The organism is Paraburkholderia sp. Cpub6, from assembly GCF_014201065.1.
Classification (GTDB): Bacteria; Pseudomonadota; Gammaproteobacteria; order Burkholderiales; family Burkholderiaceae; genus Paraburkholderia; species Paraburkholderia tuberum.
This window is the reverse complement of record NZ_JACHDM010000004.1, coordinates 225,562-250,004: the sequence shown is the minus strand read 5'-3', so window position 1 is coordinate 250,004 and position 24,443 is coordinate 225,562. Positions and strand designations below refer to the sequence as shown.

At 65.1% G+C, this 24,443-nt stretch carries 21 protein-coding genes; 9 read left to right on the top strand and 12 right to left on the bottom strand.

The annotated features are described in order from the left end of the window. Positions 1–5: 5 nt before the first annotated feature. Entirely contained in the window at positions 6–3,491 is a 3,486-nt protein-coding gene (locus HDG33_RS10065) for a DUF2126 domain-containing protein (protein ID WP_184025097.1), read from the bottom strand. Positions 3,492–3,815: 324 nt separating this feature from the next. Here HDG33_RS10065 and HDG33_RS10060 point away from each other — a divergent pair, with 324 nt between their 5' ends. Further along, on the top strand, positions 3,816–4,916 hold the full coding sequence (locus HDG33_RS10060) for a putative zinc-binding metallopeptidase (RefSeq protein ID WP_184025094.1): 1,101 nt from the start codon (positions 3,816–3,818) through the stop codon (positions 4,914–4,916). A 105-nt stretch (positions 4,917–5,021) separates the two neighbouring features. Here the strand turns inward: HDG33_RS10060 and HDG33_RS10055 are convergent, their stop codons facing one another. From HDG33_RS10055 to HDG33_RS10045, 3 genes are all read right to left on the bottom strand, one after another. Then, the gene (locus HDG33_RS10055) at positions 5,022–6,326 is read right to left on the bottom strand and encodes a DUF3443 domain-containing protein (protein ID WP_184025091.1); all 1,305 of its coding nucleotides are present in this window, start codon (positions 6,324–6,326) and stop codon (positions 5,022–5,024) included. 11 nt (positions 6,327–6,337) lie between these two features. Then, complete coding sequence (locus HDG33_RS10050; RefSeq protein ID WP_184025696.1) at positions 6,338–6,787, bottom strand: DUF2844 domain-containing protein; 450 nt, start codon at positions 6,785–6,787, stop codon at positions 6,338–6,340. 521 nt (positions 6,788–7,308) lie between these two features. Next, entirely contained in the window at positions 7,309–7,734 is a 426-nt protein-coding gene (locus HDG33_RS10045; RefSeq protein ID WP_184025089.1) for a phasin family protein, read from the bottom strand. A gap of 375 nt (positions 7,735–8,109) precedes the next feature. On the opposite strand from HDG33_RS10045, the gene HDG33_RS10040 reads away from it, so the two are divergent. Both HDG33_RS10040 and HDG33_RS10035 read left to right on the top strand, forming a co-directional pair. Further along, positions 8,110–8,370, top strand: coding sequence for a hypothetical protein (locus HDG33_RS10040; protein WP_409258993.1), 261 nt, complete (start codon positions 8,110–8,112; stop codon positions 8,368–8,370). Between the two features lie 577 nt (positions 8,371–8,947). Continuing rightward, positions 8,948–9,739, top strand: a complete 792-nt coding sequence (locus HDG33_RS10035) for a DUF4410 domain-containing protein (RefSeq protein ID WP_184025086.1) — start codon at positions 8,948–8,950, stop codon at positions 9,737–9,739. Positions 9,740–9,851: 112 nt separating this feature from the next. Here the strand turns inward: HDG33_RS10035 and HDG33_RS10030 are convergent, their stop codons facing one another. Continuing rightward, positions 9,852–10,283: a response regulator gene (locus HDG33_RS10030; protein WP_184025083.1), complete on the bottom strand. Its 432-nt coding sequence runs from the start codon at positions 10,281–10,283 to the stop codon at positions 9,852–9,854. Positions 10,284–10,597: 314 nt separating this feature from the next. Here HDG33_RS10030 and HDG33_RS10025 point away from each other — a divergent pair, with 314 nt between their 5' ends. After that, complete coding sequence (locus tag HDG33_RS10025; protein ID WP_184025080.1) at positions 10,598–12,808, top strand: TonB-dependent siderophore receptor; 2,211 nt, start codon at positions 10,598–10,600, stop codon at positions 12,806–12,808. Between the two features lie 126 nt (positions 12,809–12,934). Here the strand turns inward: HDG33_RS10025 and HDG33_RS10020 are convergent, their stop codons facing one another. From HDG33_RS10020 to HDG33_RS10010, 3 genes are all read right to left on the bottom strand, one after another. Next, entirely contained in the window at positions 12,935–13,072 is a 138-nt protein-coding gene (locus tag HDG33_RS10020; protein ID WP_167368721.1) for a hypothetical protein, read from the bottom strand. Between the two features lie 48 nt (positions 13,073–13,120). After that, positions 13,121–13,618 (bottom strand): universal stress protein, encoded by a 498-nt coding sequence (locus HDG33_RS10015; protein ID WP_184025075.1) that lies wholly within the window; start codon positions 13,616–13,618, stop codon positions 13,121–13,123. Positions 13,619–14,170: 552 nt separating this feature from the next. Beyond that, positions 14,171–14,488, bottom strand: coding sequence for a DUF1840 domain-containing protein (locus HDG33_RS10010; RefSeq protein WP_018423542.1), 318 nt, complete (start codon positions 14,486–14,488; stop codon positions 14,171–14,173). Positions 14,489–14,789: 301 nt separating this feature from the next. On the opposite strand from HDG33_RS10010, the gene HDG33_RS10005 reads away from it, so the two are divergent. The 3 genes from HDG33_RS10005 (at position 14,790) to HDG33_RS09995 (ending at position 18,292) form a co-directional block, all read left to right on the top strand. Continuing rightward, complete coding sequence (locus HDG33_RS10005) at positions 14,790–15,956, top strand: HPP family protein (RefSeq protein WP_184025063.1); 1,167 nt, start codon at positions 14,790–14,792, stop codon at positions 15,954–15,956. Positions 15,957–16,073: 117 nt separating this feature from the next. Then, positions 16,074–16,490: a MarR family winged helix-turn-helix transcriptional regulator gene (locus tag HDG33_RS10000; RefSeq protein WP_184007094.1), complete on the top strand. Its 417-nt coding sequence runs from the start codon at positions 16,074–16,076 to the stop codon at positions 16,488–16,490. A 2-nt stretch (positions 16,491–16,492) separates the two neighbouring features. After that, positions 16,493–18,292: a chloride channel protein gene (locus HDG33_RS09995; RefSeq protein ID WP_184025061.1), complete on the top strand. Its 1,800-nt coding sequence runs from the start codon at positions 16,493–16,495 to the stop codon at positions 18,290–18,292. A gap of 68 nt (positions 18,293–18,360) precedes the next feature. Here the strand turns inward: HDG33_RS09995 and HDG33_RS09990 are convergent, their stop codons facing one another. Beyond that, a complete protein-coding gene (locus HDG33_RS09990) occupies positions 18,361–18,672 on the bottom strand; it encodes a hypothetical protein (RefSeq protein ID WP_260330386.1) in 312 nt (103 codons plus the stop codon). Positions 18,673–18,890: 218 nt separating this feature from the next. Further along, positions 18,891–19,793, bottom strand: a complete 903-nt coding sequence (locus tag HDG33_RS09985; protein WP_184025029.1) for a glutamate/aspartate ABC transporter substrate-binding protein — start codon at positions 19,791–19,793, stop codon at positions 18,891–18,893. A gap of 258 nt (positions 19,794–20,051) precedes the next feature. On the opposite strand from HDG33_RS09985, the gene HDG33_RS09980 reads away from it, so the two are divergent. After that, on the top strand, positions 20,052–20,675 hold the full coding sequence (locus HDG33_RS09980; protein ID WP_184025007.1) for a LysE family translocator: 624 nt from the start codon (positions 20,052–20,054) through the stop codon (positions 20,673–20,675). A gap of 23 nt (positions 20,676–20,698) precedes the next feature. Here HDG33_RS09980 and HDG33_RS09975 read toward each other — a convergent pair whose 3' ends face one another. Further along, positions 20,699–22,114, bottom strand: a complete 1,416-nt coding sequence (locus tag HDG33_RS09975; protein ID WP_184025005.1) for a PLP-dependent aminotransferase family protein — start codon at positions 22,112–22,114, stop codon at positions 20,699–20,701. 185 nt (positions 22,115–22,299) lie between these two features. Here HDG33_RS09975 and HDG33_RS09970 point away from each other — a divergent pair, with 185 nt between their 5' ends. Continuing rightward, a complete protein-coding gene (locus HDG33_RS09970; RefSeq protein WP_184025003.1) occupies positions 22,300–23,628 on the top strand; it encodes an aspartate aminotransferase family protein in 1,329 nt (442 codons plus the stop codon). A gap of 100 nt (positions 23,629–23,728) precedes the next feature. Here HDG33_RS09970 and HDG33_RS09965 read toward each other — a convergent pair whose 3' ends face one another. Then, positions 23,729–24,253, bottom strand: coding sequence for a DUF6496 domain-containing protein (locus HDG33_RS09965; protein WP_090807227.1), 525 nt, complete (start codon positions 24,251–24,253; stop codon positions 23,729–23,731). Positions 24,254–24,443: the final 190 nt, after the last annotated feature.

Sequence of the window (24,443 nt, the reverse complement as noted above, 5' to 3'; positions counted from 1 at the left end):
GTTTTTCAACTGTGGCGCAGATCGAGTGTGAACGGAAACTCGAGGCTGCGCTGCGGCGTGCCCACGGCGAGCGGCCCCGGCGTATGACCCGACGCGAAGAAACGCGAGCGTCGCCGGCTTTCCGCCTCGTAGGCGTTGACCGGGAAGGTCTGATAGGTGCGCCCGCCCGGATGAGCGACATGATACTGGCATCCGCCGAGCGAGCGGCCGCTCCATGTGTCGACGAGGTCGAACGTGAGCGGCGCGTGTACGCCGATCGTCGGATGCAGCGCCGACGACTGCGACCACGCGCGAAAACGCACGCCGGCCACGTACTCGCTGACGCGGCCGGTCGGCTGCAAAGGCACCGGCACGCCGTTGACGCTCAGCACGTGACGATTGCCGTTCAACCCGAGCGCGCGCACCTCGAGCCGCTCGACCGACGAATCGACATAGCGCACCGTGCCGCCGCTGGCGCCCTCCTCGCCCATCACGTGCCATGGTTCGAGCGCATTGCGGATCGTCAGGTCGATGCCGCTCAGCGTCATCTCGCCGACGAGCGGGAAGCGGAACTCGAAGTGCGGCGCGAACCACGCGCTATCGAAGGCGAAGCCGGCTTCGCCGAGCTCGGCGAGCACGTCGTCGAAATCCATCTTCACGAAGGTGCCGAGCAGGAAGCGATCGTGCAACTCGGTGCCCCAGCGGGTGAGCCGCTGGGTGTACGGCATGCGCCAGAATCGCGCGACCAGTGCGCGCAGCAGCAGTTGCTGCACGAGACTCATGCGCGCGTGCGGCGGCATCTCGAAGCCGCGCAGCTCCAGCAGGCCGAGGCGGCCGGTCGGGCCGTCGGGCGAATACAGCTTGTCGATGCAGAACTCGGCGCGGTGCGTGTTGCCGGTCACGTCGATCAGGATGTTGCGCAGCGCGCGGTCGATCATCCACGGCGGCGGGTTGCCGCTGTCGCGGCCGCCGAGCAGATCGACCTGGCGTTGCAGTTCGGAGAACGCGATCTCGAGTTCGTAGACCTGATCGTTGCGCGCTTCGTCGACGCGCGGTGCCTGGCTCGTCGGTCCGATGAACAGCCCCGAGAACAGATACGACAGCGACGGATGGTTGTGCCAGTACGCAATCAGGCTCGCGAGCAGATCGGGCCGGCGCAGGAACGGGCTGTCGGCCGGCGTCGCGCCGCCGAGCACGAAGTGATTGCCGCCGCCGGTGCCAGTGTGGCGCCCGTCGAGCATGAACTTCTCGCTGCTCAGATAGCTGTGCGCGGCCGACTGATAAAGGTACTCGGTGTGATCGACGAGTTCGTCCCAGTTCGCGGCCGGATGAATGTTGACTTCGATCACGCCGGGGTCCGGTGTCACCTGCAGCACTTTCAGACGCGGATCGCGCGGCGGCGGATAGCCTTCGAGCACAATCTGCATCTTCAGCTCCGCGGCCGTCGCTTCGACTGCGGCGAGCAGGTCGAGATAGTCGTCGAGATCGGTCAGCGGCGGCATGAATACGTGCAGCAGCGTACGGCCGCTGCCGAACGAATCGGCTTCGGATTCCGGGCCGGCCGCGCGTTTCGGGTCGCGCACCTCGACGCACACCGCGGTACGCAGCGTGTCTTTCGACGATTCGCCACGCGCGGGCGGCGATTCGTCATGGCGCTGCGGCGCATACGCGAGCACACCGCCGTGCGGCATGCCGCTCAGCAGATCGGCCGCCGGCAGCGACAGCGCGGCCGCCTGCCGCGCGCTGGTCTGTTCCGCGGCGATCTGCCGGCCCTCGCGCCCGCCTTCGTACTGCACGCGCAACTGCGCGGCCGTGCGCAGCGGCTGCGGCGGTGCGAACGGATCGTGCGCGTGCTGATACGGATAGTCGGTCTTCGACACCCACGGCAGCGAATCGAGCGGCAACCGGTAGCCCATCGGCGAATCGCCGGGAATCAGATACATGCGGTCGTCGCGGAAGAACCAGCGGCCCGTGATCCACGTCGGCGCGATGCCCGGCGCGCCGCGCTCGCGGCCGATCGGCAGCACGTAGCCCGCCGGGCTCGCGAGCCCGGCGTCGAACACGCGCCGCAGTCGCGCGCGTTCGAGCTCGTCATCGAGCCGCGCGTCGAACGGATCGACGTTGACCGGCAGGCGACGCTCGCGCCACAGGTAGTACAAGGTGTCTTCGTAGCCTGGCTGGATACAGTCCGCGTCGAGCGACAGCTTCGCGGCCAGATGCGCGATGAAGCGTTGCGCGTCGGCGGCCGTGTAGCGGCCCGGCTCGCGTTCGTCGGCGAACAGGGCCGGGTTGTGCCAGCACGGCTCGCCGTCGGTGCGCCAGTACAGCGACATCGCCCAGCGCGGCAACTGCTCGCCCGGATACCACTTGCCCTGGCCGATATGCAGGAAGCCGTTCGCGCCGTAGCGGTCGCGCAGCCGGTCCACCAGCGCGACCGCGTAGCCGCGCTTGGTGGGTCCAAGCGCGTCGGTGTTCCATTCGGCGGCGTCGCGATCGCGCACCGATACGAAGGTCGGCTCGCCGCCCATCGTCAGTCGCACGTCCATGTCGGCGAGTTCGTAGTCCACCCGCGCGCCCATCTTCAGCACGTCGTGCCACGCGGCTTCGCTATACGGCTTCGTGACGCGCGGCGACTCGAGCACGCGTTCGATCGACATCGTGTGTCCGAACTCGACCTCGCTTTCGTCGACCGCACCCGAGATCGGCGCCGCGCTGCCCGGCTCCGGCGTGCACGCGACCGGTATGTGCCCTTCCCCCGCGAGCAGCCCCGAGGTCGGATCGAGCCCGATCCAGCCCGCCCCTGGCAGGTAGACCTCGCACCACGCGTGCAGGTCGGTGAAGTCGACCTCGGTGCCGCTCGGGCCGTCGATCGATCTGACGTCGGGCGCGAGCTGCAGCAGATAGCCCGACACGAAGCGCGCCGCGAAGCCCAGCTGCCGCAGCGTCTCGACGAGCAGCCAGCCCGAATCGCGGCACGAGCCCGCCGCATTGGTCAAGGTTTCCTCCGGCGTCTGCACGCCCGGCTCCATCCGGATCAGGTAGCGGATCTCGCGTTGCAACCGCTGGTTCAGCGCCACCAGGAAGTTCGCGGTGCCGGCCGGCGTGCGGTCGATGCTCGCGACGAACTCGGCGAAGCGCGGCGTCATCGGCCGCTTCACGCGGTAGGGCGCGAGTTCGGCCGCCAACTCCGGCGCGTAGTCGAATGGAAATTGCTCGGCCGACGGTTCGAGAAAGAAGTCGAACGGGTTGTAGACGGCCATTTCGGCGACCAGATCGACGCTCACCTTGAACTCACGGGTCTGCTCGGGAAACACGAGCCGCGCCTGATAGTTGGCGAACGCGTCCTGCTGCCAGTTGATGAAGTGCCTCGCGGGTTCGACGCGCATCGAGTACGACAGGATCGGCGTACGACAATGCGGCGCGGGCCGCAGCCGCACGACCTGGGGTGACAGCGTGACCAGCCTGTCGTAGCGGTAATGAGTAACGTGATGCAACGCGACGCGTATGGACACTCCGGACTCCTCGACGAAGGGGGCAGCCCGCCAAAAAAGCAAGCTCTATGCCGTTGCTGGACAAACCCGTATGAATCGTTTGGTCTTGCCTGAACTGCGTTTGCGTTGCGTACCTCGCGCCCTGCCGCGGGCTCGCGTCGGACCGTGCACCAAAGCGGCGCAGCGCCGATGCACGATCATGACCGTACTGTGCGTTAAAGCGGTGACGTCTTGCAATCGCGGCATGAAGATTGCGACCGGCTTTCGTCCGCTATCGCGTTGATGATGGCGCTTACCATGGCTCATCATCGCAAACGACATAGCACCGATCACGAGGCCCACCCGATGAAAACCTTCCACTGCAATCGCTGCGCGCACCTCGTGTTCTACGAGAACGTCCGCTGCGAGCGCTGCGAGTCGCTGCTCGGCTATCTGCCTGACCTGCGGGAAATCAGCGCGTTCGGGGACGCCGGCGACGGCCGCTGGCGCAGCCTGCATCCCGAGGCGAATGGCGCGCTGTTCCGACAATGCCACAACTACGCGGTCGAAAACGTCTGCAACTGGATGATCCCGGCCGATTCGCCCGACACGCTGTGCCACGCCTGCCAGTTGACCAGCACGATTCCGAACCTGAGCGAACCGGAAAACCGGCTCTACTGGTACCGGCTCGAAGTCGCGAAGCGGCGTCTGCTGTACACGCTGGGCGAGCTTGGCCTCGACGTGAGATCGCGCGACGCGGACCCCGAGCGCGGTCTCGCCTTCGAGTTTCTCGCCGACGGCGGCGAAGGCAAACCCGTGATGACCGGTCACGACAACGGGCTGATCACGCTGAACATCGCCGAGGCCGACGACGCGCATCGCGAGAAAGTGCGCACCGCGATGGGCGAGCCGTACCGCACGCTGCTCGGCCACTTCCGCCACGAGACGGGCCACTACTTTTTCCGCCACCTGATCGAAACCGAGCCGCGCTGGCTCGAACCGTTTCGCAAGCTGTTCGGCGACGAGCAGGCCGACTACGGCGAAGCGCTGGACGCCTACTATCGCGACGGCGCGCCGGCCGACTGGCAGGCGTCGTACATCAGCGCTTACGCGACGATGCATCCGTGGGAAGACTGGGCGGAGACATGGGCGCACTATCTGCTGATCGTCGACGTGCTCGACACGTCGACGTCTTACGGCCTCGCGCTGCTGCCCGACGATCCGAGCGAGCCGACGCTGACCGACCGCACGCCGGTCGAGGACGCGAGCTTCGGCAATCTCATGAAGCGCTGGTTTCCGCTCACGTATGCGCTGAACAGTCTGAATCGCAGTCTCGGCATGCCCGACGGGTATCCGTTCACGCTCGCCGCGCCGGTGGTCGACAAGCTGCGCTTTGTGCATCGCGTGATCGCGGCAGCGGGTGACAAGCGCGACAAGCGGGGCGACCGCGAGCCAACCAGCGCATAAAAAAGCCCGCCGCCGGACCAGCCGGCAGCGGGCGCATATGACGCTCATCATCGAGCCGCGAGCAACCGGCTACACGCGCTCGGCTCGCCACTTCAGTACGCGACTTCAGTACGCCACATAAGGCCCCGTCCCACCCGGCGTCGACTGCTGCTCGATCGCCGCATAGACATTGCGACCGTAGAAGAACGGCAGCCCCCAGTCGAACACCGTCGACGTGACGAATGCCGGGCCCGCGAGCAGCGGCAATGCCGAGTCGCCGCTATAAGTCTGCGCGATCGACATCGCATTGCCGACGTTGAACGTCACCGCGCTCGTCGTGCCATTCACGCCCTCGATCATCGCGCTCAACTGCTGCGTCGAGCTCGGGCAGTAATAAGCGCCGTTCGGGCTCGCGCAGGCCGGCATCAAGGTGGTCTGGAAGAAGAGTCCCGTCGAGCCGCTGTCCATAATGCTGCGCGTATACGTGGTGCCGTTCTGCACCGTCGTGAACGTGCCGTTCGACGGGCTCACACCGACCACCTGCGCCCCGCCGAGCGCATTGTTGCTCTGCGTGCCGATGCCGAACACGAGTTGCCCCGACACCGATGGCGCGCCGCCCGACACGGTCGGCAGACTGAGCATCGAGCCGTTGTTGTCGGTCGCGAAGTACGGCACCGGGTTGGCGACCTGGTACGTCTGCGCGAGCGGTATCGACGTGCAGCTGGTGCCGCTGCAACCATAGTAGGTCGCGGGGATCGCCTGCTGCACGCAGTTCGCGCCGCAGTCGTGCTTGAACACGCCGATGCCGAGAATGCCGTTCGCCTGCAAGGCGGCCGGCGTGTTGCGCGCCGCGCCGACGGCCGCGCAATCGCCCGGCAGCGACGCGTAGCCCGGATCGATCACCTGGATCGGCAGCGCAGCGGCTTTTTCGCCGGCGATCTGGACATCGGCGAGCTTCACCGCGCCCCACGTGTAGCCGTCGAAGAACTGCATGCATTCGGCAACCAGGTTGCCCGAGCCGTCCTTCTGCTGCGGCAGGCTCATCGACGCGGGCAATTGCGACGCGAACACGCGCACGCCCCACGAGCCGGTATCGACGAGCACGTGATCGATCGTCTGGCAGTTGCTGGTACCGGGCGCGCAGATCGTGATGCTGACGAACGGCATGTTCGGCACGTTGCTGACGCCCGAGTCGACCGTCACGCGCACCGCGTTGGCGGCCAGCACCTGCGGCGACGGCGACGTGTTGGTCACGGTCGAACCCGACGAGCTGGTCGAGCTACCCGAACCGTTCGAGTTGCTGGAGGTGCTCGAATTGGCCGTGGTGCTCGCGCTGCCGCCCCCGCCGCCGCCGCACGCGCTCAACAGCAGCGCCAGAACCACGAGGGGCGCCGCGCCCAGCAGAGTCATCCACGAAGACCTGGATCGCATGATTCGCTCCGTTATTGAATGACGCTGACGTCGACGCCCGCGGGCACCGCCTGCGGCAGATAGGCGTAGCCGGTGAATGCGCGCAGATGGCCGCTCGAGAACACCACGAGATCACTGTTCGAGACCGCGAGCGGCGCGCCGCGCCGCGCCGCGCTGGCGGCGACGTAGGCATCGAAGGACGCGCCGAGCATCGCCTTCAGATCGGGCAGCGTCGGGCCATCCCACGCAACGCCGAACACGATGCCGTTGGCCGCGACGTATTCGCGCACCTGGGTGCCGGACGGCAGCGTCAGCGCATGCACCGCATACGCGCCCCGTGCGCTGGCCGCGCGAGCAACCGCATGCAGGCGCGCCTGATCGCCGTCGACGGTGCTGGCGTTCTGGCCGAGCGTCGCGTGCGCGTCGAACGGCAACGCGCAGCTTGCCCCGAGCATTGCGCAGGCAATGCGGGTGAGAAGCATCGGTTTCAAGAGATTTCCTTCGAGGTGAAACGCCGCGACCTGCATGTAGCCGATCACAAACGCGAGACTAGGGGCGCACACCTGACCGGCAAAGCCGGTTGCCTTCACGCCGGTTGGGCTGCGTGAATGCGTCTACGGAAAGGCGAGGCGAAACTTTAGTCAGGGGAATGGCGCGCGGCAATCGTTTGCGGCGCGATTGAAACTGTTCGGAGTTCCTGAATCGATCGACCGGGTTTGATCAGCGTGGGCAAAGCCTTTTGGCGTCAATGCTTTGACGCTTATTCGGTTTCCGTCTGACATTTAGAACTGACCGACTGCGAAAATTACCGCCGCCACGCGTAAAAGTTGCGAACGTGAGCAGCGTTTGTTCATCGATGTAAGCGTCTGCCGAATAACGAGCGGGCGGAGTCCGCATTCCTCTGACTACATGAGGCTTGCAACACAAATCCCGACAGGCAAAAAAAAAGCGGAGGGCCTGGCGGCCCTCCGCGTCATAGATCGTCCGGAACACGCGGCGTGCGCTACTTCTTCTGTTGCTGAAGAAGCGACTTCAACTCCTGCACGTTCTCCTCGACGCGTTTCGCGATCACCCCATACGACTCCGCCTGCGTCTGATACGCGGCTTGTGCGAGCTGTTGCATGTCGGCGAGCGATTTGTGCAGGCTCTGCTGGATCAGCTCCGCGGTTTTGCTCGACGGCGCGGTGCCGGCCGCCGTGAGCTGCACAGTCAGCGCCTGTAGCTCGCCCAGCGTGGTGCGCAGCATGTCGGCCTGTTTCTGCGCGAGCGACTGCATCCCCTGGAATGCTGTCTGATTCGCCTGAACCAGCGCTTCCATGTCCTTTCGGCGCGCTTCCATGATGGCGGGCACGTCGAAGCCGGGGAGCTTGAACTGCTCCAGCATTTTGGTCAGATCGCCAAACGGATTGGCTGCATCGGGTCGGTCCATGCGAAATCCTCCTTGCGGTTGAAGACTCATCGCCTCTGCGTCGCCCGCACCAGGCGCGACGCCGATGCCGGCGGCTGCGTGTGCCGCGCGTGCCGCCACAGCAAGGTGCTTTTGGGGTCGCACGGCACATCGGAGCAATCATGCGCTATCCGGCTGGGTTGCGCCAGCGGACTCACCCTGGCGAAAACCGGTTCATGGCAACGTGCGTCGCTTCGGAGTCTGCGCCGCAGAGCCGCGCGCCGCTGGGCCGCGCGCCGCGAAAGGCTCGGAAAGTTACTGAATGGCTTTCGTAACCCGACGAATCAGCGGGTCGACTATCGTTTCGAGGAGCCGGTCCATCGTGGCGCCGGCGCTGTTTTCGATGGGAGCGACATCATGAGAAACGCATTCTTCGGCGCGGCGCTAAACGGTCATGAAGGCGAGATCGTCGCCGTCTACCACGACGTGCTGAACAAGACCCAGGACCCGATGCTGCGTCACTACGTGTACGACTCGCTCGCGCGCGAGCAGCTGAAACCCGCCAATCCCGAGCAGGTGATCGCGACGCTACGCACGAGTCTCGCCGAAGATCTCGTGGCGGCGAACAAGGCCCCGCATGGCACGCCGCCGGGTCAGCCAGCGGCACAACCGCAATAAATTTTCATCGCGAATTGCGAATAAAGCGCCGCGCCACGCGGCGCTTTTTCTTTGCGCCGGAGCATGCGAGCGCGATCGAGCGACCGCTCCATCGCCGCATCTCGTCCGTGCGCTCCCGCAGCCCCGCCCCGCGCGGCTTTCCGGGACTACGTTGCCTGTCCCACATTGGCGCTTCACTGATGCTTTTCATCTTCCGTCAGGTGATTACGATAGGAGCTCCGCAACGTCAGGGCAGGGTGAAGGAATGCGCTATCCGATGGACATGGCCATTGCCGCCGCCCTGCTAGTGTTCGTCCTGTGCTGCATCGTCAAGCTCGCTTTGAGCTGATCGGCGGCTCGACGTCCGCGCGCTCTTCTTCGTCTCGCCGTGACATCGCTCGAAATAATTGTTGAATGGAGTTCGGCGAGCCGCTCACCCATACTTCGTTCGCTGCCGGTGCGTGACGAATCACAGACGCATGAGATCGAAAGGCTTCACGTGCGAATCCCTTCGCCGATGATCGACGATCCCACGGTTGCCCGATCATCGGCGATGGACTCGAACAGACTGGCACCGCGTGCCGACCACAGGATCATCATGTTGACTTCAGTGAACTTCATCAAAAAGAACGCCGCTCGTTTCACCTGCATGGCATTCGTGTGCGGCGGCGCGCTGCTGAGCGGCTGCGCCGGCGCCAGCGTCACGAATCTGAGCGCGACGAGCACGTCCGCGACGGCCGACGCAGGCACGCAATCGACGATGCATCCGGACACGATCTACGTCTACACGTTCGATGCCGATCCGCAGCAGGTCAAGCTCGACAACGGCGGCATGCTGCAAAAACTGAAGATGCAGATGTCGGGCTCGTCGGACGCGCAGAAGCAGGTTGCCGATGCCGCCCAGGTGCGCGAGCAGGTCGCCGACGAGATCGTCCATCAGCTGCAGGCGATGGGTCTGCACGCGGTGCGCACCGACGCGCCGGTGCCCGCCGGTCAGAACGTGCTGCTCGTGCAAGGCAGCTTCGAGACGATCGACGCCGGCAATCGCCGCCGCCGCACGCTGATCGGCTTGGGCGCGGGCAAGAGCGAGGTGAGCAGCGCGGTGCGAATCGTCTACCAGCCCGCGGGCGGCACGCCGCGTGTCGTGCAGAGCTTCACGGCCAACGCGGACAGCGGCAAGATGCCCGGCATGGTCGAAACCGCCGGGGTCGGCGCAGCGGCCGGCACCGTCGCGACCGCGGCAGCGGCCGGCGCGGGCCTGCACGGCGTGACCGAAACGAAGCGCGCGGGCGTGTCGGACGATGCAAAGCGCCTCGCCGATGCAGTCGCGAAACAGATCGCGCAGTTCGGCGTGCAAGCCGGCTGGATGCAGACCGCGCGAAAGAGCTGAGCAGTTGGGCGCGGCGGGTTGCGGGTCCGACTAAAGAGCGCGGTTGAAAAGCGCGGCGGTGTGGAGCGATGTCCACGCCGCCGCGTTTTTTTTATCGACGCGCGCCCCGTCGCTAGCCGCGCCACAACCCTCGCAGCAGTGCGAGCAGCGCGGCCGGCGCCGTGCCCTTCTGGCAATAACCGTCGAAGTTGTGGCGCTCGCGGCCGGTTTGCCTCACGTGGTCCTCGTCTAGCGACGTAAACGCGACGATGCCGAGGCCGTGCGTCGGCAGATAGCGGCGCAGCGCGCTCGCCGTTTCGTAGCCGTCGCGCTCCGGCATCATGATGTCGAGCACGACGACGTCGGGCACCCAGTTGCGCACGCAGTGCAGCGCCGCCGTGCAGCCGGTCGCGGCGCGCGCCTCGACGCCCTCGTAGGAAAGCCAGGTGGCAAGCGCTTCGCCGGCGTTCTCGTTGTCGTCGATGACGAGCACGCGCGGCACGTCGTGCAATAGCTGGACCTCTCGGGCGCTCCACCTCTGGCAGGTAGTCGGATTTCGTGACATGTATGGCGGCCTGCGAGTAAACCTTTGGGCGGGTAGCAAGCGCTGTACCGCGGCTGGGGCGGCGTCAAACCCGCGCGTCGCGGCCGCTCGACGTCATCGAAAACATCCACTCTTGCCATCAGTTCTGTAAATCGTTGCGTTTCTACAATAGGAATGATTCCTATTTGCACTATACTTCCGCCGAACCTTTCGTTCCGCGCTCGGACTGCTTACATAAATGGCACCGTCCGCGCGTGCAACCAGGAAAAATGCCGCCCGGATTCCAACTAGCGCCCCGGGACGGAAGATCGACGACCACGCCTACTTTCCAATTCATGTCCGTTTCACGCTGGAATCGCCCGCAGGCCACGCCTGCTCAAGCCACTCTGCATCGCGCCACCATCCTTGCCGCCATCGCCGTCGCTTTCAGTGTCCCGGCCAGCGCGTTCGCTCAATCCACCGACTCCGCCCCCGCCGCCGACGGCACGCTGCCCGCCATCAAGGTTCAGGCGGCCGCCGTCGAAGAGTTGCCCGGCGACCTGTCGCCGACATACGCGGGCGGCCAGGTCGCGCGCGGCGCCGACTACGGCGTGCTCGGCAAGCAGCGCAACATCGACATGCCGTTCAGCATGACGACCTACACGGCCAAGCTGATCAAGGATCAGCAGGCGCGCACGCTCGCGGACGTGGTCGAAAACGACCCGTCGGTGCGAACCGCGTACGGCTACGGCAACTTCTCGGAAGTGTTCGTGATTCGCGGCTTCCAGCTCAATGCCGACGACATCTCGATCAACGGCCTGTACGGCGTTACGCCGCGCCAGTTGGTCTCGACCGCGGCGGTCGAGCGGGTCGACGTGTTCAAGGGCGCCAACGCGTTCCTGAACGGTGCTTCGCCGACGGGCTCGGCGATCGGCGGCGGCGTGAACGTGCAGCTGAAGCGAGCGGAGGACACGCCCACCACCAATGTGACACTCGCAACCAGCGGCTCCGGCGAGTTCGGCGCGCAGGTGGACGTCGGCCGACGCTTCGGCAGCGAAGGCCAGTTCGGGATCCGCGTGAACCAGGCGAATCGTGACGGCGAGACGAGCATCGACGGCGAACACCGCCGCGACAACTCTACGGCCGTCGCGCTCGACTGGCGCGGCGACAAGCTGCGTCTGTCCGGCGACTTCCTGTATCAGCGCGAGCACGTCAGCGACGGCCGCCCGGTCGTCTACTTCACCGACGCGATTCCCGCCGTGCCGCCGGCAACGTACAACTACGCGCAGAACTGGTCGTACACGAACCTCGAAGACACCGTCGGCATCCTGAAGGCCGAATACGACTTCCTGCCGGGCTGGACCGCTTATGCGACCGGTGGTGTGCGCCGCACGGTCGAGCAAGGTGAGTACTACTCGCCGACCTATTCGTCGACCGGCGTCACCGGTGCCCGTCTCGGCGTGCCATACAACCAGAATTCGACCTCCGCCGAAATCGGCGTGCGGGGCCGCTTCGACACTGGCCCGGTGTCGCACATGATTGCGGCGGGCGGCGCCATCACGCGCGAGAACACCAATTCCGCGTGGACCTACGCCTTCATGGGCCCGGTCTCGCTCTACAACACGGTGCAGACGCCTTACCCGGCCACGACGATGTCAGGCGGCAACCTGGCCGATCCGGGCATGACGGCCACCACGGTGATCCGCAGCGTGTCCGCGTCCGACACGCTCGGCTTCCTGCATGACCGGGTGCTGTTCACGGTCGGCGCGCGTCGCCAGCAGATCGCGACGGCCAATTACGACAACACGGGCATCGGCAGCGGCAACTACAGCGACGGCATCACGACGCCGCTGTTCGGCCTCGTTCTGCGCCCGACGCAGAACGTGTCGATCTTCGCGAACCGCAGCGAAGCGCTGGCAGCGGGCAGCATCGCGCCGGCGGGCACGCTGAACTACGGTCAACAACTGGCGCCGGTCCGCACGAAGCAGTGGGAAGTGGGTGTCAAGTACGACACCGAAAGGCTCGGTGCGTCGTTTGCCGCTTTCCAGATCGAACAGCCGTCGGCGTTCACCGACCCGGCCACGCATATCTATGGCCTGAACGGCAACGAACGCCATCGCGGTCTCGAAGCCGAAGTGCACGGCGAGCCGCTCAAGGGCCTGCGTCTGCTGGCCGGCGCTTCGCTGATGGACGCGACGCTCGAGAACACACAAGGCGGAACCTACGACGGCAACCGTCCGGTGGGCGTGCCGACTTTCCTGTTCAACCTGGGCGCCGATTACGACATTCCGATGGTGCCGGGGCTCGCGGTCAACGCGCGCTGGATCCATACCGGCGCGCAGGAAGCGAACGCGGCCAACACGCTGTCGATCCCGTCGTGGAACCGCTTCGACCTGGGGGCGCGTTACGAGACGTCCATCTACGGCAAGAGGACGACGTTGCGCGCCACCGTGCAGAACGTGACGAACAAGGCGTACTGGTCAGCCGTGTCGGCCTACGGCGCGACGACGTACCTGACCCAGGGCGCACCGCGTACGTTCCTGTTGTCGGTCAGCACCGACTTCTGATTGTCTGACGTGATGTCGGTCGCCTGTGCCAGCGGCTTGCATGCATGACTAAAACGCTGCCAGCCTTTCGGGCTGGCAGCGTTTTAGTGTTTCCGCGCGAACTGAACGGCGTGGCGCCGCCCCTCGTCACTCGACCGGCGGCTCGCCTTCGGGTTTTTTCTTCGGCCGCTGCGCATCGGCGGCGCGCTGCGGCAGCTTGCTCTTTTCGTTATCGCTGTGCCTGACGGGCTGAGGATGATTGAACTGTTCGTCGACGTCTTTCATGGTGTGCCTCCGTGCCAACGCAACACAACTCAACACACAACACAACGCTCATGAATGTTCTGCGGACCGCGCGGTCTCGCCCGTGCCTGCGGCTGCGGCCGGCGCATCGGTTGCCGCGCCCATCGTGACCAGCACGCTGCACGTCACGCGATCGAGCAGCAGCCCGTCGTGCCGGCCACCCCACCATCGCGCGAGTCCGTGACTGCGACGATGACCGACGACGACCAGATCGGCCTTCAGATCGTTAGCGAAAAACGGAATCTCATCGAGTGGTTCGCCGATCGCGAGATGACCGGTCGCGCGAATTCCGCGTGCGGCGAGCTTCTGTAGGCCCTCGTCGAGCAGCGTTTTGGCGGATTCGTTGATGAAATCGATCGGCACCGTGGACGTGATGTCCGCGCCCTGCATCCACGCCGTATTGTTGAGCACGGAAAGCAGGTGCACTTCAGCGTTCAAGTCTTGCGCGAGAGCGGCACCGTCCTTCAACGCGTGTTGTCCTTCGCGAGTTCCGTCGTAGCAGAGAAGAATGCGCCTGAAGCTCGACATGAGAACCTCCTTGCGCCGTGCGGCACGTGATCAATTAATTATATGTCAGTTCGTGATATATACCGCGCGACACCGATGCATGCAAATACCTACAGAAACGCGGTCAAACAGGCACTATTCGCCAGTTTCGGCGGCCACCGAATCCCTGCCATGGAATAGCGGTTGCTCGGCGCGGCGATCAGGAACACCGCGCTACGACTCAGGCCACAGAAAGAAAACATGAGCAGCGTTTGCCGCGGGGTCGACGGGCAAACCATAGCCATGCGACCGAGCGGTCCATGCCTCGTGCGGCGAACCGTTCGGCCATCTCACGAGCACCACCGCTCCGCTGGACAACTGGTCGACAACGGTGCCGCCATACACGCCGATCACACTGCTTCGCACCCCCGTGCCGCACGATGCGGTGCAAGAGCCGCACACCGGCTGCGGGTATCGGCCGGTCTGCTGCGCGGGTGAGAACGCATAGGCAAGCGGAACGGCGCAAACCGAAATAAGGACGATTGCGAAACATCGACGCGACGCAAGTTGTTTCATCGCGATTCCCTCGACGAACTACAGCCCCCAGATGATGTCCGCGTCCGAGTCGCGCGCCGCACGCATCATGTCCAGAAACGGCCACGCGCGCTGCGACAGCCGGTTGCGCGACTCGCGTTGATTACTGGTTGAGCAGTGCAATGCTTCGAGGGTCGTTTCCGCGGCCGCGTCTTCGGTGATGGCGGTTTCGAGCCGATCGATCGCGCGGGGCAGCTCGTCGTGGCTGATAACGCCCCGCGCGCCGAGCCGCTTGCCGATCAGACCAAGCAGATATTGCGCGAGATCCCTGAGCATGACGACATCCGGCGACGCCGTCGATTGAAACGTGATCATCATGATGGCTCCTTTATCGGTCTATCAGGCAACGGGCCTATGAGTCCTCCCAATCCGCCTGCTCTCATTTTATATCACGACGTGACAAACAAGGAACGCACCGAGGGGTGATTTAGGGTCATGCTGAAGCACGTCGGCTGTGTTCTCGACTGTCTGCGAGATGCGACAGATTCCGCGCGCCGCGCGGGGGGCGGAGAACTTTTATATCATATTGACATATAATCATGACCAGACTGTATTCGCGTTGCCAGGGTTTCCCCGGTAATGTCGGGCCCGGCATCATCGACTACTTTCTGCTCCTATCTTGTCCCGCTCTCCTGCTCTCGGCTGGCTTGCCAGCTTTCTCCCTGCACCGGTCACCGTGAAATGGCACGAGCGTGCTCGTTCGTGCCTCGGCGCGCTGCTCGGCATCGCGTTCACCGGCGGTCTGATGTCTCTGCTGCTCGGCCCCGTCGCAAATATTCCGCTGCTCGTCGCGCCGATGGGCGCTTCCGCCGTGTTGCTGTTCGCGGTGCCCGCGAGCCCGCTCGCGCAGCCGTGGTCGATCATCGGCGGCAACCTCGTGTCCGCGACGGTCGGCGTAACCTGCGCGATGCTGATCGGCGATCCGACGCTGGCGGCCGCCCTCGCGGTGGCGCTGTCGATCTCCGGCATGTTCGCGCTGCGCTGCGTGCACCCGCCGTCGGGCGCGGTCGCGTTGACCGCGGTGCTGGGCGGCCCGGTCATTCATGCGCTCGGCTACCGCTTCGTGCTCGAACCGATCGCGATCCAGTCGGCCGCGCTGCTGTTCGCGGCGCTCGTCTATCACGCGGCAACCGGCCACCGTTATCCGCATGCGGGACGCCAGGACCGCGCGACGCCGAGCCAGGCCGCCGACGAAGCCGCGCGCGTCGGCTTCACGCGCGAAGACGTCAAAGCCGTGCTCGGACGCCGTGACGAACTGCTCGACATCGACACCGACGATCTCTATTCACTGCTGCGCGAAACGCAGCTTCAGGCGTTCTCGCGCAGTTTCAACGAACTGCGCTGCGAAGACGTGATGTCGCGCCACGTCGTGTCGGTGTCGCCGGGCACGCGCGCCGCCGCCGCATGGCAGTTGTTCAAGCGCCACAACGTGAAGGCGCTGCCGGTCGTCGACGCGGCGCAGAAACTGCGAGGCATCGTCACGCGCGCCGATTTCGTCGACAGAAGAAGCTTCGGTGCGCTCGGTCCGATCCTGAACTACTTCGACGGCTGGCTGCGCGGCGATGCGCTTCGCACGTCGAACGTCGGCAGCGTGATGACCACCGACGTCTGCACCGTCGTCGCCACCGATCCGATCACGGAACTGGTGCCGATATTCGCGAACTTCGGCCATCACCACATCCCGGTGCTCGATCGCGCGGGCCGCCTGGTCGGCATGATCACGCAGGTGGACCTGATCTCCGGCCTGTATCGGCAAACCGCCACCCGAGCCCGCGAGGCGGCCTGATTTTCAACTAAAAGACCGAGGAGACCTGCCGCGCGATGCCGTTGCGACGGCCGCAATTCGCTTAAATACATCATCACGTGATATATTTTCGGTTTTCTTCACATTGGCGGATTTGCCATGAAAGTACGGACTCGCAAGCTCGTTAAGAGCGATTTCGAGCAGTTGTCGCAGTTTCGCTATCAGATGCGGCGCTTCGAGCGCTTCTCGGAGCAGGCCGCGCAGAGCGAGGGCATCACGCCGTTGCAATACCTGTTGTTGCTGCACATCAAGGGCTATCCGGAGCGCGACTGGGCGACCGTCGGCGAACTCGCGGAGCGTCTGCAGGCGCAACATCACGGCGTCGTCGCGCTGGTATCGCGCTGCGAGGCACTGAATCTCGTGCGCCGCCAGGTCAGCGAGACCGATCGCCGCCAGGTTGAAGTACACATCGAAAGAGCGGGAGAACGGGTACTCGAACGGCTTGCGGAACTGCATCGCGCCGAATTGAGATCGCTCGAAGGCTCCTTCCAGGTTCCACGGATCGACCTCGACTAACCATGAGCATGGATTCCCACAAACGCGACTTCGCGGCGAATGCACGGCTGCCCGGCATCTTCGCGCTCGCCGCGGGCATCGGCTTCGTCAGCACGATTGCCGCCTTTGTTCTGCTGAACCTGATTCGCCTGTTCACCAATCTGTTTTTCTTCGGCACGCTGTCGTTCGTCGACCGTTCGCCCGCCACCAATACGCTTGGCATTTGGGTGATCGGCGTGCCGGTGATCGGTGGTTTGATCGTCGGGCTGATGGCGCGCTTCGGCTCCGAAAAGATTCGCGGCCACGGCATTCCCGAGGCGATCGAGGCGATCCTGTTCGGCAAGAGCAAGATGTCGCCGAAAGTGGCGGTGCTCAAGCCGTTGTCGTCGGGCATCGTGATCGGCAGCGGCGGGCCGTTCGGCGCGGAAGGCCCGATCATCATGACCGGCGGCGCGCTCGGCTCGCTGATCGCGCAGTGCGTGAAGGTCACGTCGGCGGAACGCAAGACGCTGCTCGTGGCGGGCGCGGCGGCCGGCATGACCGCGGTGTTCGGCACGCCGCTCGCGGCCGTGCTGCTCGCGGTCGAACTGCTGCTGTTCGAATGGCGGCCGCGCAGCTTCCTGCCAGTCGCGGTGGCGTGCGCGGTCGCTGGCTTCGTCCGCGTGATTTTCTTCGGTACAGGTCCGCTGTTTCCGCTACAGACTGCCGCGCCCGATGGCTGGTCGCTGCTGTCGTGCGCGGTCGCGGGCGGGTTGTCGGGCGCGCTGGCGTCCGGACTGTCCGCCGCGCTCTACAAGGTGGAAGACCTGTTCGGCAAGCTGCCGATCCACTGGATGTGGTGGCCAGCGCTCGGCGGCATCGTCGTCGGTATCGGCGGCTGGCTCGAACCGCGCGCGCTCGGCGTCGGTTACGACGTGATCGGCGATCTGCTGCAGCAGCACATTGCGGTGCAGGTCGCCCTTTTGCTGCTCGCCGTGAAGGCGGTGATGTGGGTCATCGCGCTCGGCTCGGGCACGTCGGGCGGTGTGCTCGCACCGCTCCTGATGCTCGGTGCCGGACTCGGCACGGTGCTCGCGCATTGGCTCCCGGGCAGCGAACCGGCGCTGTGGCCGCTCGTCTGCATGGCCGCGACGCTTGGTGCCACGCTCGGCGCGCCGCTGACGGCCATCGTGTTCGCGTTCGGCCTCACGCACGACGCCAACGCGCTGTTGCCCCTACTGACGGCAACGCTGATCGCGCACGGCTTCTGCACGATCGTGATGCGGCGCTCGATCATGACCGAGAAAATCGCGCGACGCGGCTATCACATCTATCGCGAGTACGGCGTCGATCCGCTCGAACGCCACTACGTCGACGAAGTGATGACCGCCTCGGTCGAATCGGTCGATGCCGCCACGACGGTCGGCGCAACGCTGCAGACGCTGTTCGGCGCGAACCAGCTGCGCCGCGCGTATCCGGTGGTGCGCGACGGCGCGGTGATCGGCGTGGCCGACCGCATGTTGCTCGAACGCTTCTGCGCCGAGGACACGGAACGCAAGCGCGCGATGACGCTCGCCGACGTGTTCGCGCAACACAACACCGCGTTTGCCTTGTCATCTGAAACCTGCCGGCTCGTGGCGACGCGGCTTGCCGTGCTGGAGCTCGAACGGCTGCCGGTGGTCGCCGATCGCAACAGCATGCGTCTGGTGGGGATCGTGTCGCGCAGCGATCTGGTCAAGCCGTCGCTCGCGCACTTCGAAGAAGAACACAAACGGGAACGGTTCCGTCGTATCGGGCCGTCGCTCAGCAAGCGGCGCTTCGCGCCGGTTCGTAAAGCCGGCTAAAAAGACCGCAGCAAAAATCAAAGGCCGAGCCCCCGTCAGGGTCTCGGCCTTTTTATTCGCGCATGGAGCTATTTGCCCGCGCCACGCGACTCGACGCAACCCAGCACGAGCGTGTCGCCCGATTTCGCGCCGGGACCCAGCGCCGCAGTGTGGAAGTCCGCGTGGTCGCAATGCCATTCGGCGTGGAAGTCGCGTGGGCATGCCATCGTCGTGCCACCTTTGTGCAGGCCGGGCAGCGCGTAATCGCAAGTTTCCCGTCCGTTGCAATGACGCTCGAGCTCACGAGTCAGGTTGCCGCGCGGCGCGCCGCAATTCTCGCCATAGGTGCCCGATACGATCGTAATCGCGCGCATTTGTGCGTCGGCGTTTGCGGACACCATGAATACGCCGCTTGCCAACGCCAGCGCAGCACGAAGAATTCCACTGGAGGGGAAAATCCGTCCGCGCCGCGAAGATTCCATCGGCCTCTTCACTTTGCACCTCCGTTCCCGCTATAGGCGACGTTCAACCGAAACGCGCCGCCTATAGCCAGGTATAGAGGAAAGAGCAAAAGACTGCCACTAGAAACCATTCCTACGCGCAATCGCGGCCAAAGCCGTTATTCGAGCGCCTTGTCGTTTGGCGTCGCGTAAAGCTGTTTCAGCGAATCGCTCATCGGAAAGTCGAAGCTGATGTTTTTCGGTGGCACCGGCTTGATGAACCATCGGTCGTACATCGTGTGGATTTCCGGTCCTTTCATGACCTGTTCGAGCGTGTCGTCGACGAGCTTTCTGAACTCCGGATCGTCGCGTCGCAACATGAAGCCATACGCTTCCGACGATTGCGGCGTGCCGGTGATGATCCAGTCCGACGGCTTCGCGGTCAGCGTGCGCGTGCCGGCCAGCAACACGTCATCCATCATGTACGCGACGGCGCGGCCGCTTTCGAGCGTGAGACGCCCTTCGCCGTAATCTTTCGCGCTGATGATCTGCATGTTCATCTTCTTGTCCTCGTTCATCTTGCGCAGGATGCGCTCGGACGTCGTGCCCTGATTCGTCACGACCGTCTTGCCGGCGAGATCCGGAAAGTCCTTGATGCCCGAGTCCTTGCGCGTCAGAAGACGCGTCGTCGCGACGAAGAACGTGTCGGCGAACGCCACCTGGCTTTGGCGCGCGACGAGATTGGTCGTCACGCCGCATTCGAGATCGACCGTGCCGTTCTGCACGAGCGGAATGCGATTCTGTGAGGTGACCGGGATGAAGCGCACCTTGAGGTCCGGACGCTTCGTTTTCGCCTTGACCGCATCGATGACCTTGTTGCACAGGTCCTGCGAAAAGCCGACCACCTCGTTGTTCGCGTCGACGTACGAGAACGGCACCGACGTCTCGCGATGGCCAATCGCGATCACGCCGCTTCGCTGGATCTTCGCGAGCGTGGACGTCGCGTCCTGCGCAAACGCGCCCGGACTCGCCAACGTTGCCGCCACGAGCATGGCAACAGTGGACCAATTCATTACTTTCATGGGTATCTCCAATCGTGCGGCAGGTTCCTGATGGATGGCGGGCTGCTGCGCCAGCCGTCTACATATGTTGCCATTAAAAAAATAAATGCAACATATGTTAACTACCGAGTGTTGAAACGCCGCGTGGCGACACTTTCCGGCCAATCAAGTCATCATCGATCCGTACCGGACATCATTTTCAAAACCGTACAGGTACTGTACCGGCTCCTGTCGCTAGAATGAGCCTCACCGTTTTCTGTTGGCGACACCGGAGCCCCCATGTCTTTCGTCACTTTCAGCGCGCTGCCCGCCGGCATCCTGTTCGCGCTCGTCACCTCGATCACGCCCGGTCCGAACAACACGATGCTGCTCGCGTCGGGCGTCAATTTCGGCTTTCGCCGCACGCTGCCCCATCTGTCCGGCATCAGCGTCGGCGTGGTGCTGTTGATGCTGTCGGTCGGCATCGGCCTCGGCGAGGCGTTCGTGCATTTCCCCGTGCTGTATACGGTGCTCGAAGTCGTCAGCGTCGCTTATCTGCTGTATCTGGCGTGGAAAATCGGCACGTCGGGCGAACTGAAGCTCAGGAACGGCGAGCGTCGCCCGATGCGCTTTCACGAGGCGATCGCGTTTCAGTGGGTCAATCCGAAGGCGTGGATGATGGTGCTGACCGCCGCGACGACGATTCACCTGAGCAACAGCTTCGGCATGAACGCCGTCGCGATGGCTGCGGTGTTCTATGTGATCGGCTTTCCGTGCATCTGCGCGTGGGCCGGTTTCGGCACCGCGATGCGCGAGGTGCTGTCGAACCCGAAGCGGCTGCGCGTCTTCAACATCGCGATGGCGCTGCTGCTGGTCGCGTCGCTGTATCCGATCGCGCTGAAGCTGATCGGGAACGGCGGCTGAGCTTTCGGCGCGCGCCGCCGCGTCTACCACGCCCCCTGCCCGACCCGCTCGATGAAGCGCCACAACGCGTCGTCGCTCGAATACGGCGCGTTGAAGCGGAACCACGCGCTCGGCGCGTCGTCGGGACGGAAGTAGGAGCCCGGTGCGAGCCAGATGCCGTGCGCGAGCGCGGCGGTCGCGACCTCGGCGGCGCGCTCCGCTTCGATCGGCAGGCGCGCCAGCATGAAGAGTCCCGCGCGCGGCCGGTGAAACACCTCGAGCCCGAGTGCGTCCAGCCGTTCTTCGAGTGCCACGTGCGCGAGCTTCAGCCGTTCGTTGACCATCTCGACGTGGCGCGCGTAACGCCCTTCCACCAGCACCTTGTCGACGATCCGCTCGATCGTTTCCGACGACGTCAGCCCCACCGCCATCTTCGTGCGCGCGAGTTCGCGCAGCACCGCCTGCTCGGCCACCACATAGCCGCAGCGCAGCGACGGCGTCACGGTCTTCGAAAAGCCGCCGACGTGCAACACGCGCTGCAAGCCTTCCATCGCCGCCAGTAGCGGCGCGCCGGCCGGCGCGAGTTCGCGGCTCACGTCGTCCTCGATCACCCAGATGCGCTCGCGCTCGGCGATCTGCAGCAAGCGGAACGCGGCCGACATGCCGAAGGTCGCGCCGGTCGGATTCTGGAGCGTGGTGTTGACGAAGATCGCCTTCGGCTTGTGCCGCGCGACCAGCGTTGCGAGAACGTCCGTATCGACGCCGGCCGGCGTGCGCGGCACGCCATGCACGACCAGCCCGGCGAGCTTCAGGATCTGCAGCAGATTGCAGTAGCCGGGATCTTCGACGATCACCGCATCGCCCGCGCGCAGCAGCGTGCGCACGATCAGATCGAGCCCCTGCGTCGCGCCCTGCGTGAGCAGCACGTTCGCGACGTCGACGGGCAGCCCACGCCGGTCGAGTTGTTCGGCGATGCGCTCGCGCAGCGGCGCGAAGCCGTACGGATGGCCATAGTCGCCGAGCCGCGCGGCCGGCACCCGGCTCAGCGCGCGCAGCGAGTGCTGCAGGCCGCTCTCGTTGGTCCATTCGCTCGGCAGCCAGCCGCAGCCCGCCTTGATCGGCACCGAGTGATCGGCGAACACGTCGGATAGCAGCCACGTCGCGGTCAGGCTCGGCGGCGTCCAGTCGGCGACGGCCGCCCGCCTGGACGGCGAGCGCGCCGCCACCCGATAGCCGGAGCCGCGCCGCGCGACCACGAGCCCCATCGACACCAGCCGGTTGTACGCCTCGGTCACGGTGAAGGTGCTCAGCGCGTGGCTTTGGGCAAGCTGCCGCACCGACGGCAGCAGTGCGCCGGCGCGCAGCGATTGCGAGTCGATCGCGCGCGCGAAGCTCTGCACGACCTGTTCGACGAGCGTCGGCGCCGCGCGCCGGTCGCGTTGAAGGTCCAGTTCGATCATGTTTCGGGCGAAAAACGAGGGGCAAAAAGACGGACCGCGGACCGCCCGCCTACCTGAACAGTTCGCGCGAATCCACCAGCACAGTTGACACCGCACTTGGTCAACTGTTTATGCCGCCATTAAACCGCGAGGGCTACAGTTTGGCTACGCTTAAAGCCCTAACCGCGCCACTTCGAGGAGATGCCATGACTTCGCGCCCCGTCATCGACGATCTGTCGTCCTTCTGGATGCCCTTCACCGCCAACCGCCAGTTCAAGGCCGCGCCGCGCCTGCTGGAATCGGCGAAGGGCATGTACTACCGAAGCACCGACGGGCGCGAGATTCTCGACGGTTGCGCCGGGCTGTGGTGCGTGAACGCCGGCCATGGCCGCGATGAAATCATCGCCGCGATCACGCAGCAGCTGTCGACGCTCGACTTCGCGCCGACCTTCCAGATGGGCCACCCGCTTGCGTTCGAAGCGGCGAAGAAGGTTGCCGAGCTGATGCCGGAAGGGCTCGATCGCATCTTCTTCACGAACTCGGGCTCCGAATCGGTCGACACCGCGCTGAAAATCGCGCTGGCCTACCATCGCGCGCGCGGCGAAGGCCAGCGCACGCGTCTGATCGGCCGCGAGCGCGGCTATCACGGCGTCGGTTTCGGCGGGATTTCGGTCGGCGGTATCGCGCCGAATCGCAAGACGTTTTCGGGGGCGCTGTTGCCGGCGGTCGATCATCTGCCGCACACGCACAACCTCGAACACAACGCGTTCTCGAAGGGCCAGCCCGCATGGGGCGCGCATCTGGCCGAGGAGCTGGAGCGCATCGTCGCGCTGCACGACGCTTCGACGATCGCCGCGGTGATCGTCGAACCGGTGGCCGGCTCGACCGGCGTGCTGGTTCCGCCGCAAGGCTATCTGCAGAAGCTGCGCGAGATCTGCACGAAGCACGGCATCCTGCTGATCTTCGACGAGGTGATCACGGGCTTTGGTCGCCTCGGCAAGGCGACCGCGAGCGAACACTTCGGCGTCACGCCGGACCTGATCACGCTGGCGAAGGCGATCAACAACGCGTCGATTCCGATGGGCGCGGTCGCGGCGAGCCGCACGATCCACGACACGGTCGTGGGCAGCGGCGCGGCGGGCGCGATCGAGCTGTTCCACGGCTACACGTACTCGGCGCATCCGGCGGCTGCCGCGGCCGCGATCGCGACGCTCGATCTGTACCAGCGCGACCAGCTGTTCGAGCGCGCGGCCAGCCTCGCGCCGACGTTCGAAGCCGCCGCGCATGGGCTGCGCGACGCGAAGCACGTGAAGGACGTGCGCAATCTCGGCCTCGTCGCGGGCATCGAGCTCGAATCGCGCGACGGAGCGCCGGGCGCGCGCGCCTACGAGGCGTTCGTCAAATGCTTCGAGGCAGGCGTGCTGATCCGTTTCACCGGCGACATCCTCGCGTTCTCCCCGCCGCTGATCATCGACGAAGAGCAGATCGCGCGGCTCTTCCGCACCGTTGGCGAGGTGCTGGCGACGGTGCAGTAAGAAGGCGCGCAAGCGCGCCACCAGGCGACGACGAAAGAGCGGCGGCACGCGCATGCGTGCGCCGCTCTTTTCTATTGCTGCCGCTTTGCGAGCCGCAAGCTCAGTGATGCGCGCGCGACGCCCGCGTTTGCGCGGCCTTTTTCGCGGCAGCGGAGCGTCCAGCCGCGCCCTTCGTCGCAGCGGCCTTTTTGGCTGCGGCCGAGCGGCTCGCGGCTGGCCGCTTGGCCGCCGCGGACTTCGCCTGCTTCGACATCGCCGCCGACGACGCCCCGGCCTTGCTCTCGCGCTTGAGCACGCTCTCCGACACACGCGAGCGTTTCGCGCTCGACTCCTTGCTCGCACTCTTTTTCGCGGCGCCTTCGTGCTTGCCCGCCGCGCTGTCCTTCTGCGCTTTCTTGCGGGTCGCCTCGCTCGTGGCGCCCTTCTTCGGCGGCTTTAGGTCGACGCCCGCGCGCCGCGCCTCGGACAGCCCGATCGCGATCGCCTGCTTCGGCGAGCGCACGCCGTGCTTGCCGGCGCGGACCTTGTCCACCTGTTCCTTGACGAACTCTCCCGCTTGAGTACTCGCTGATTTGCCGGCGCGTTTATCGGCCGCAGCACGCTTCAAGGTTTTCTGCTCTGGCATGACGGTTCTCCGGTTGTGGGTGAGTCTCCATCATTGAGCAACGAGCGTGCCGGAGCGCCCATCCGCGCCATGGTCCGGCGGCGGTTGCGCGGCGGGACTCGCGTGCGTCGGCGGGACGGCGTATGGTGGTGGACATGGGACGGGAGTAAGCGCCGAAGCGCTGACTCAAATCGACCGCCTTGCATGGAGA

Excerpts from the sequence above, each read along its gene's own strand:
- HDG33_RS10040 (WP_409258993.1), top strand. The coding sequence starts at position 8,110 with ATGAGAAACGCATTCTTCGGCGCGGCGCTAAACGGTCATGAAGGCGAG.
- HDG33_RS09975 (WP_184025005.1), bottom strand. The coding sequence starts at position 22,114 with ATGATCGAACTGGACCTTCAACGCGACCGGCGCGCGGCGCCGACGCTC.
- HDG33_RS10000 (WP_184007094.1), top strand. The coding sequence starts at position 16,074 with ATGAAAGTACGGACTCGCAAGCTCGTTAAGAGCGATTTCGAGCAGTTG.
- HDG33_RS09990 (WP_260330386.1), bottom strand. The coding sequence starts at position 18,672 with ATGGTGTCCGCAAACGCCGACGCACAAATGCGCGCGATTACGATCGTA.
- HDG33_RS10055 (WP_184025091.1), bottom strand. The coding sequence starts at position 6,326 with ATGCGATCCAGGTCTTCGTGGATGACTCTGCTGGGCGCGGCGCCCCTC.
- HDG33_RS09995 (WP_184025061.1), top strand. The coding sequence starts at position 16,493 with ATGAGCATGGATTCCCACAAACGCGACTTCGCGGCGAATGCACGGCTG.
- HDG33_RS10020 (WP_167368721.1), bottom strand. The coding sequence starts at position 13,072 with ATGAAAGACGTCGACGAACAGTTCAATCATCCTCAGCCCGTCAGGCAC.
- HDG33_RS10060 (WP_184025094.1), top strand. The coding sequence starts at position 3,816 with ATGAAAACCTTCCACTGCAATCGCTGCGCGCACCTCGTGTTCTACGAG.
- HDG33_RS10025 (WP_184025080.1), top strand. The coding sequence starts at position 10,598 with ATGTCCGTTTCACGCTGGAATCGCCCGCAGGCCACGCCTGCTCAAGCC.
- HDG33_RS09970 (WP_184025003.1), top strand. The coding sequence starts at position 22,300 with ATGACTTCGCGCCCCGTCATCGACGATCTGTCGTCCTTCTGGATGCCC.
- HDG33_RS10045 (WP_184025089.1), bottom strand. The coding sequence starts at position 7,734 with ATGGACCGACCCGATGCAGCCAATCCGTTTGGCGATCTGACCAAAATG.
- HDG33_RS09985 (WP_184025029.1), bottom strand. The coding sequence starts at position 19,793 with ATGAAAGTAATGAATTGGTCCACTGTTGCCATGCTCGTGGCGGCAACG.
- HDG33_RS09965 (WP_090807227.1), bottom strand. The coding sequence starts at position 24,253 with ATGCCAGAGCAGAAAACCTTGAAGCGTGCTGCGGCCGATAAACGCGCC.
- HDG33_RS10050 (WP_184025696.1), bottom strand. The coding sequence starts at position 6,787 with ATGCTTCTCACCCGCATTGCCTGCGCAATGCTCGGGGCAAGCTGCGCG.
- HDG33_RS09980 (WP_184025007.1), top strand. The coding sequence starts at position 20,052 with ATGTCTTTCGTCACTTTCAGCGCGCTGCCCGCCGGCATCCTGTTCGCG.
- HDG33_RS10030 (WP_184025083.1), bottom strand. The coding sequence starts at position 10,283 with ATGTCACGAAATCCGACTACCTGCCAGAGGTGGAGCGCCCGAGAGGTC.
- HDG33_RS10015 (WP_184025075.1), bottom strand. The coding sequence starts at position 13,618 with ATGTCGAGCTTCAGGCGCATTCTTCTCTGCTACGACGGAACTCGCGAA.
- HDG33_RS10035 (WP_184025086.1), top strand. The coding sequence starts at position 8,948 with ATGTTGACTTCAGTGAACTTCATCAAAAAGAACGCCGCTCGTTTCACC.
- HDG33_RS10010 (WP_018423542.1), bottom strand. The coding sequence starts at position 14,488 with ATGATGATCACGTTTCAATCGACGGCGTCGCCGGATGTCGTCATGCTC.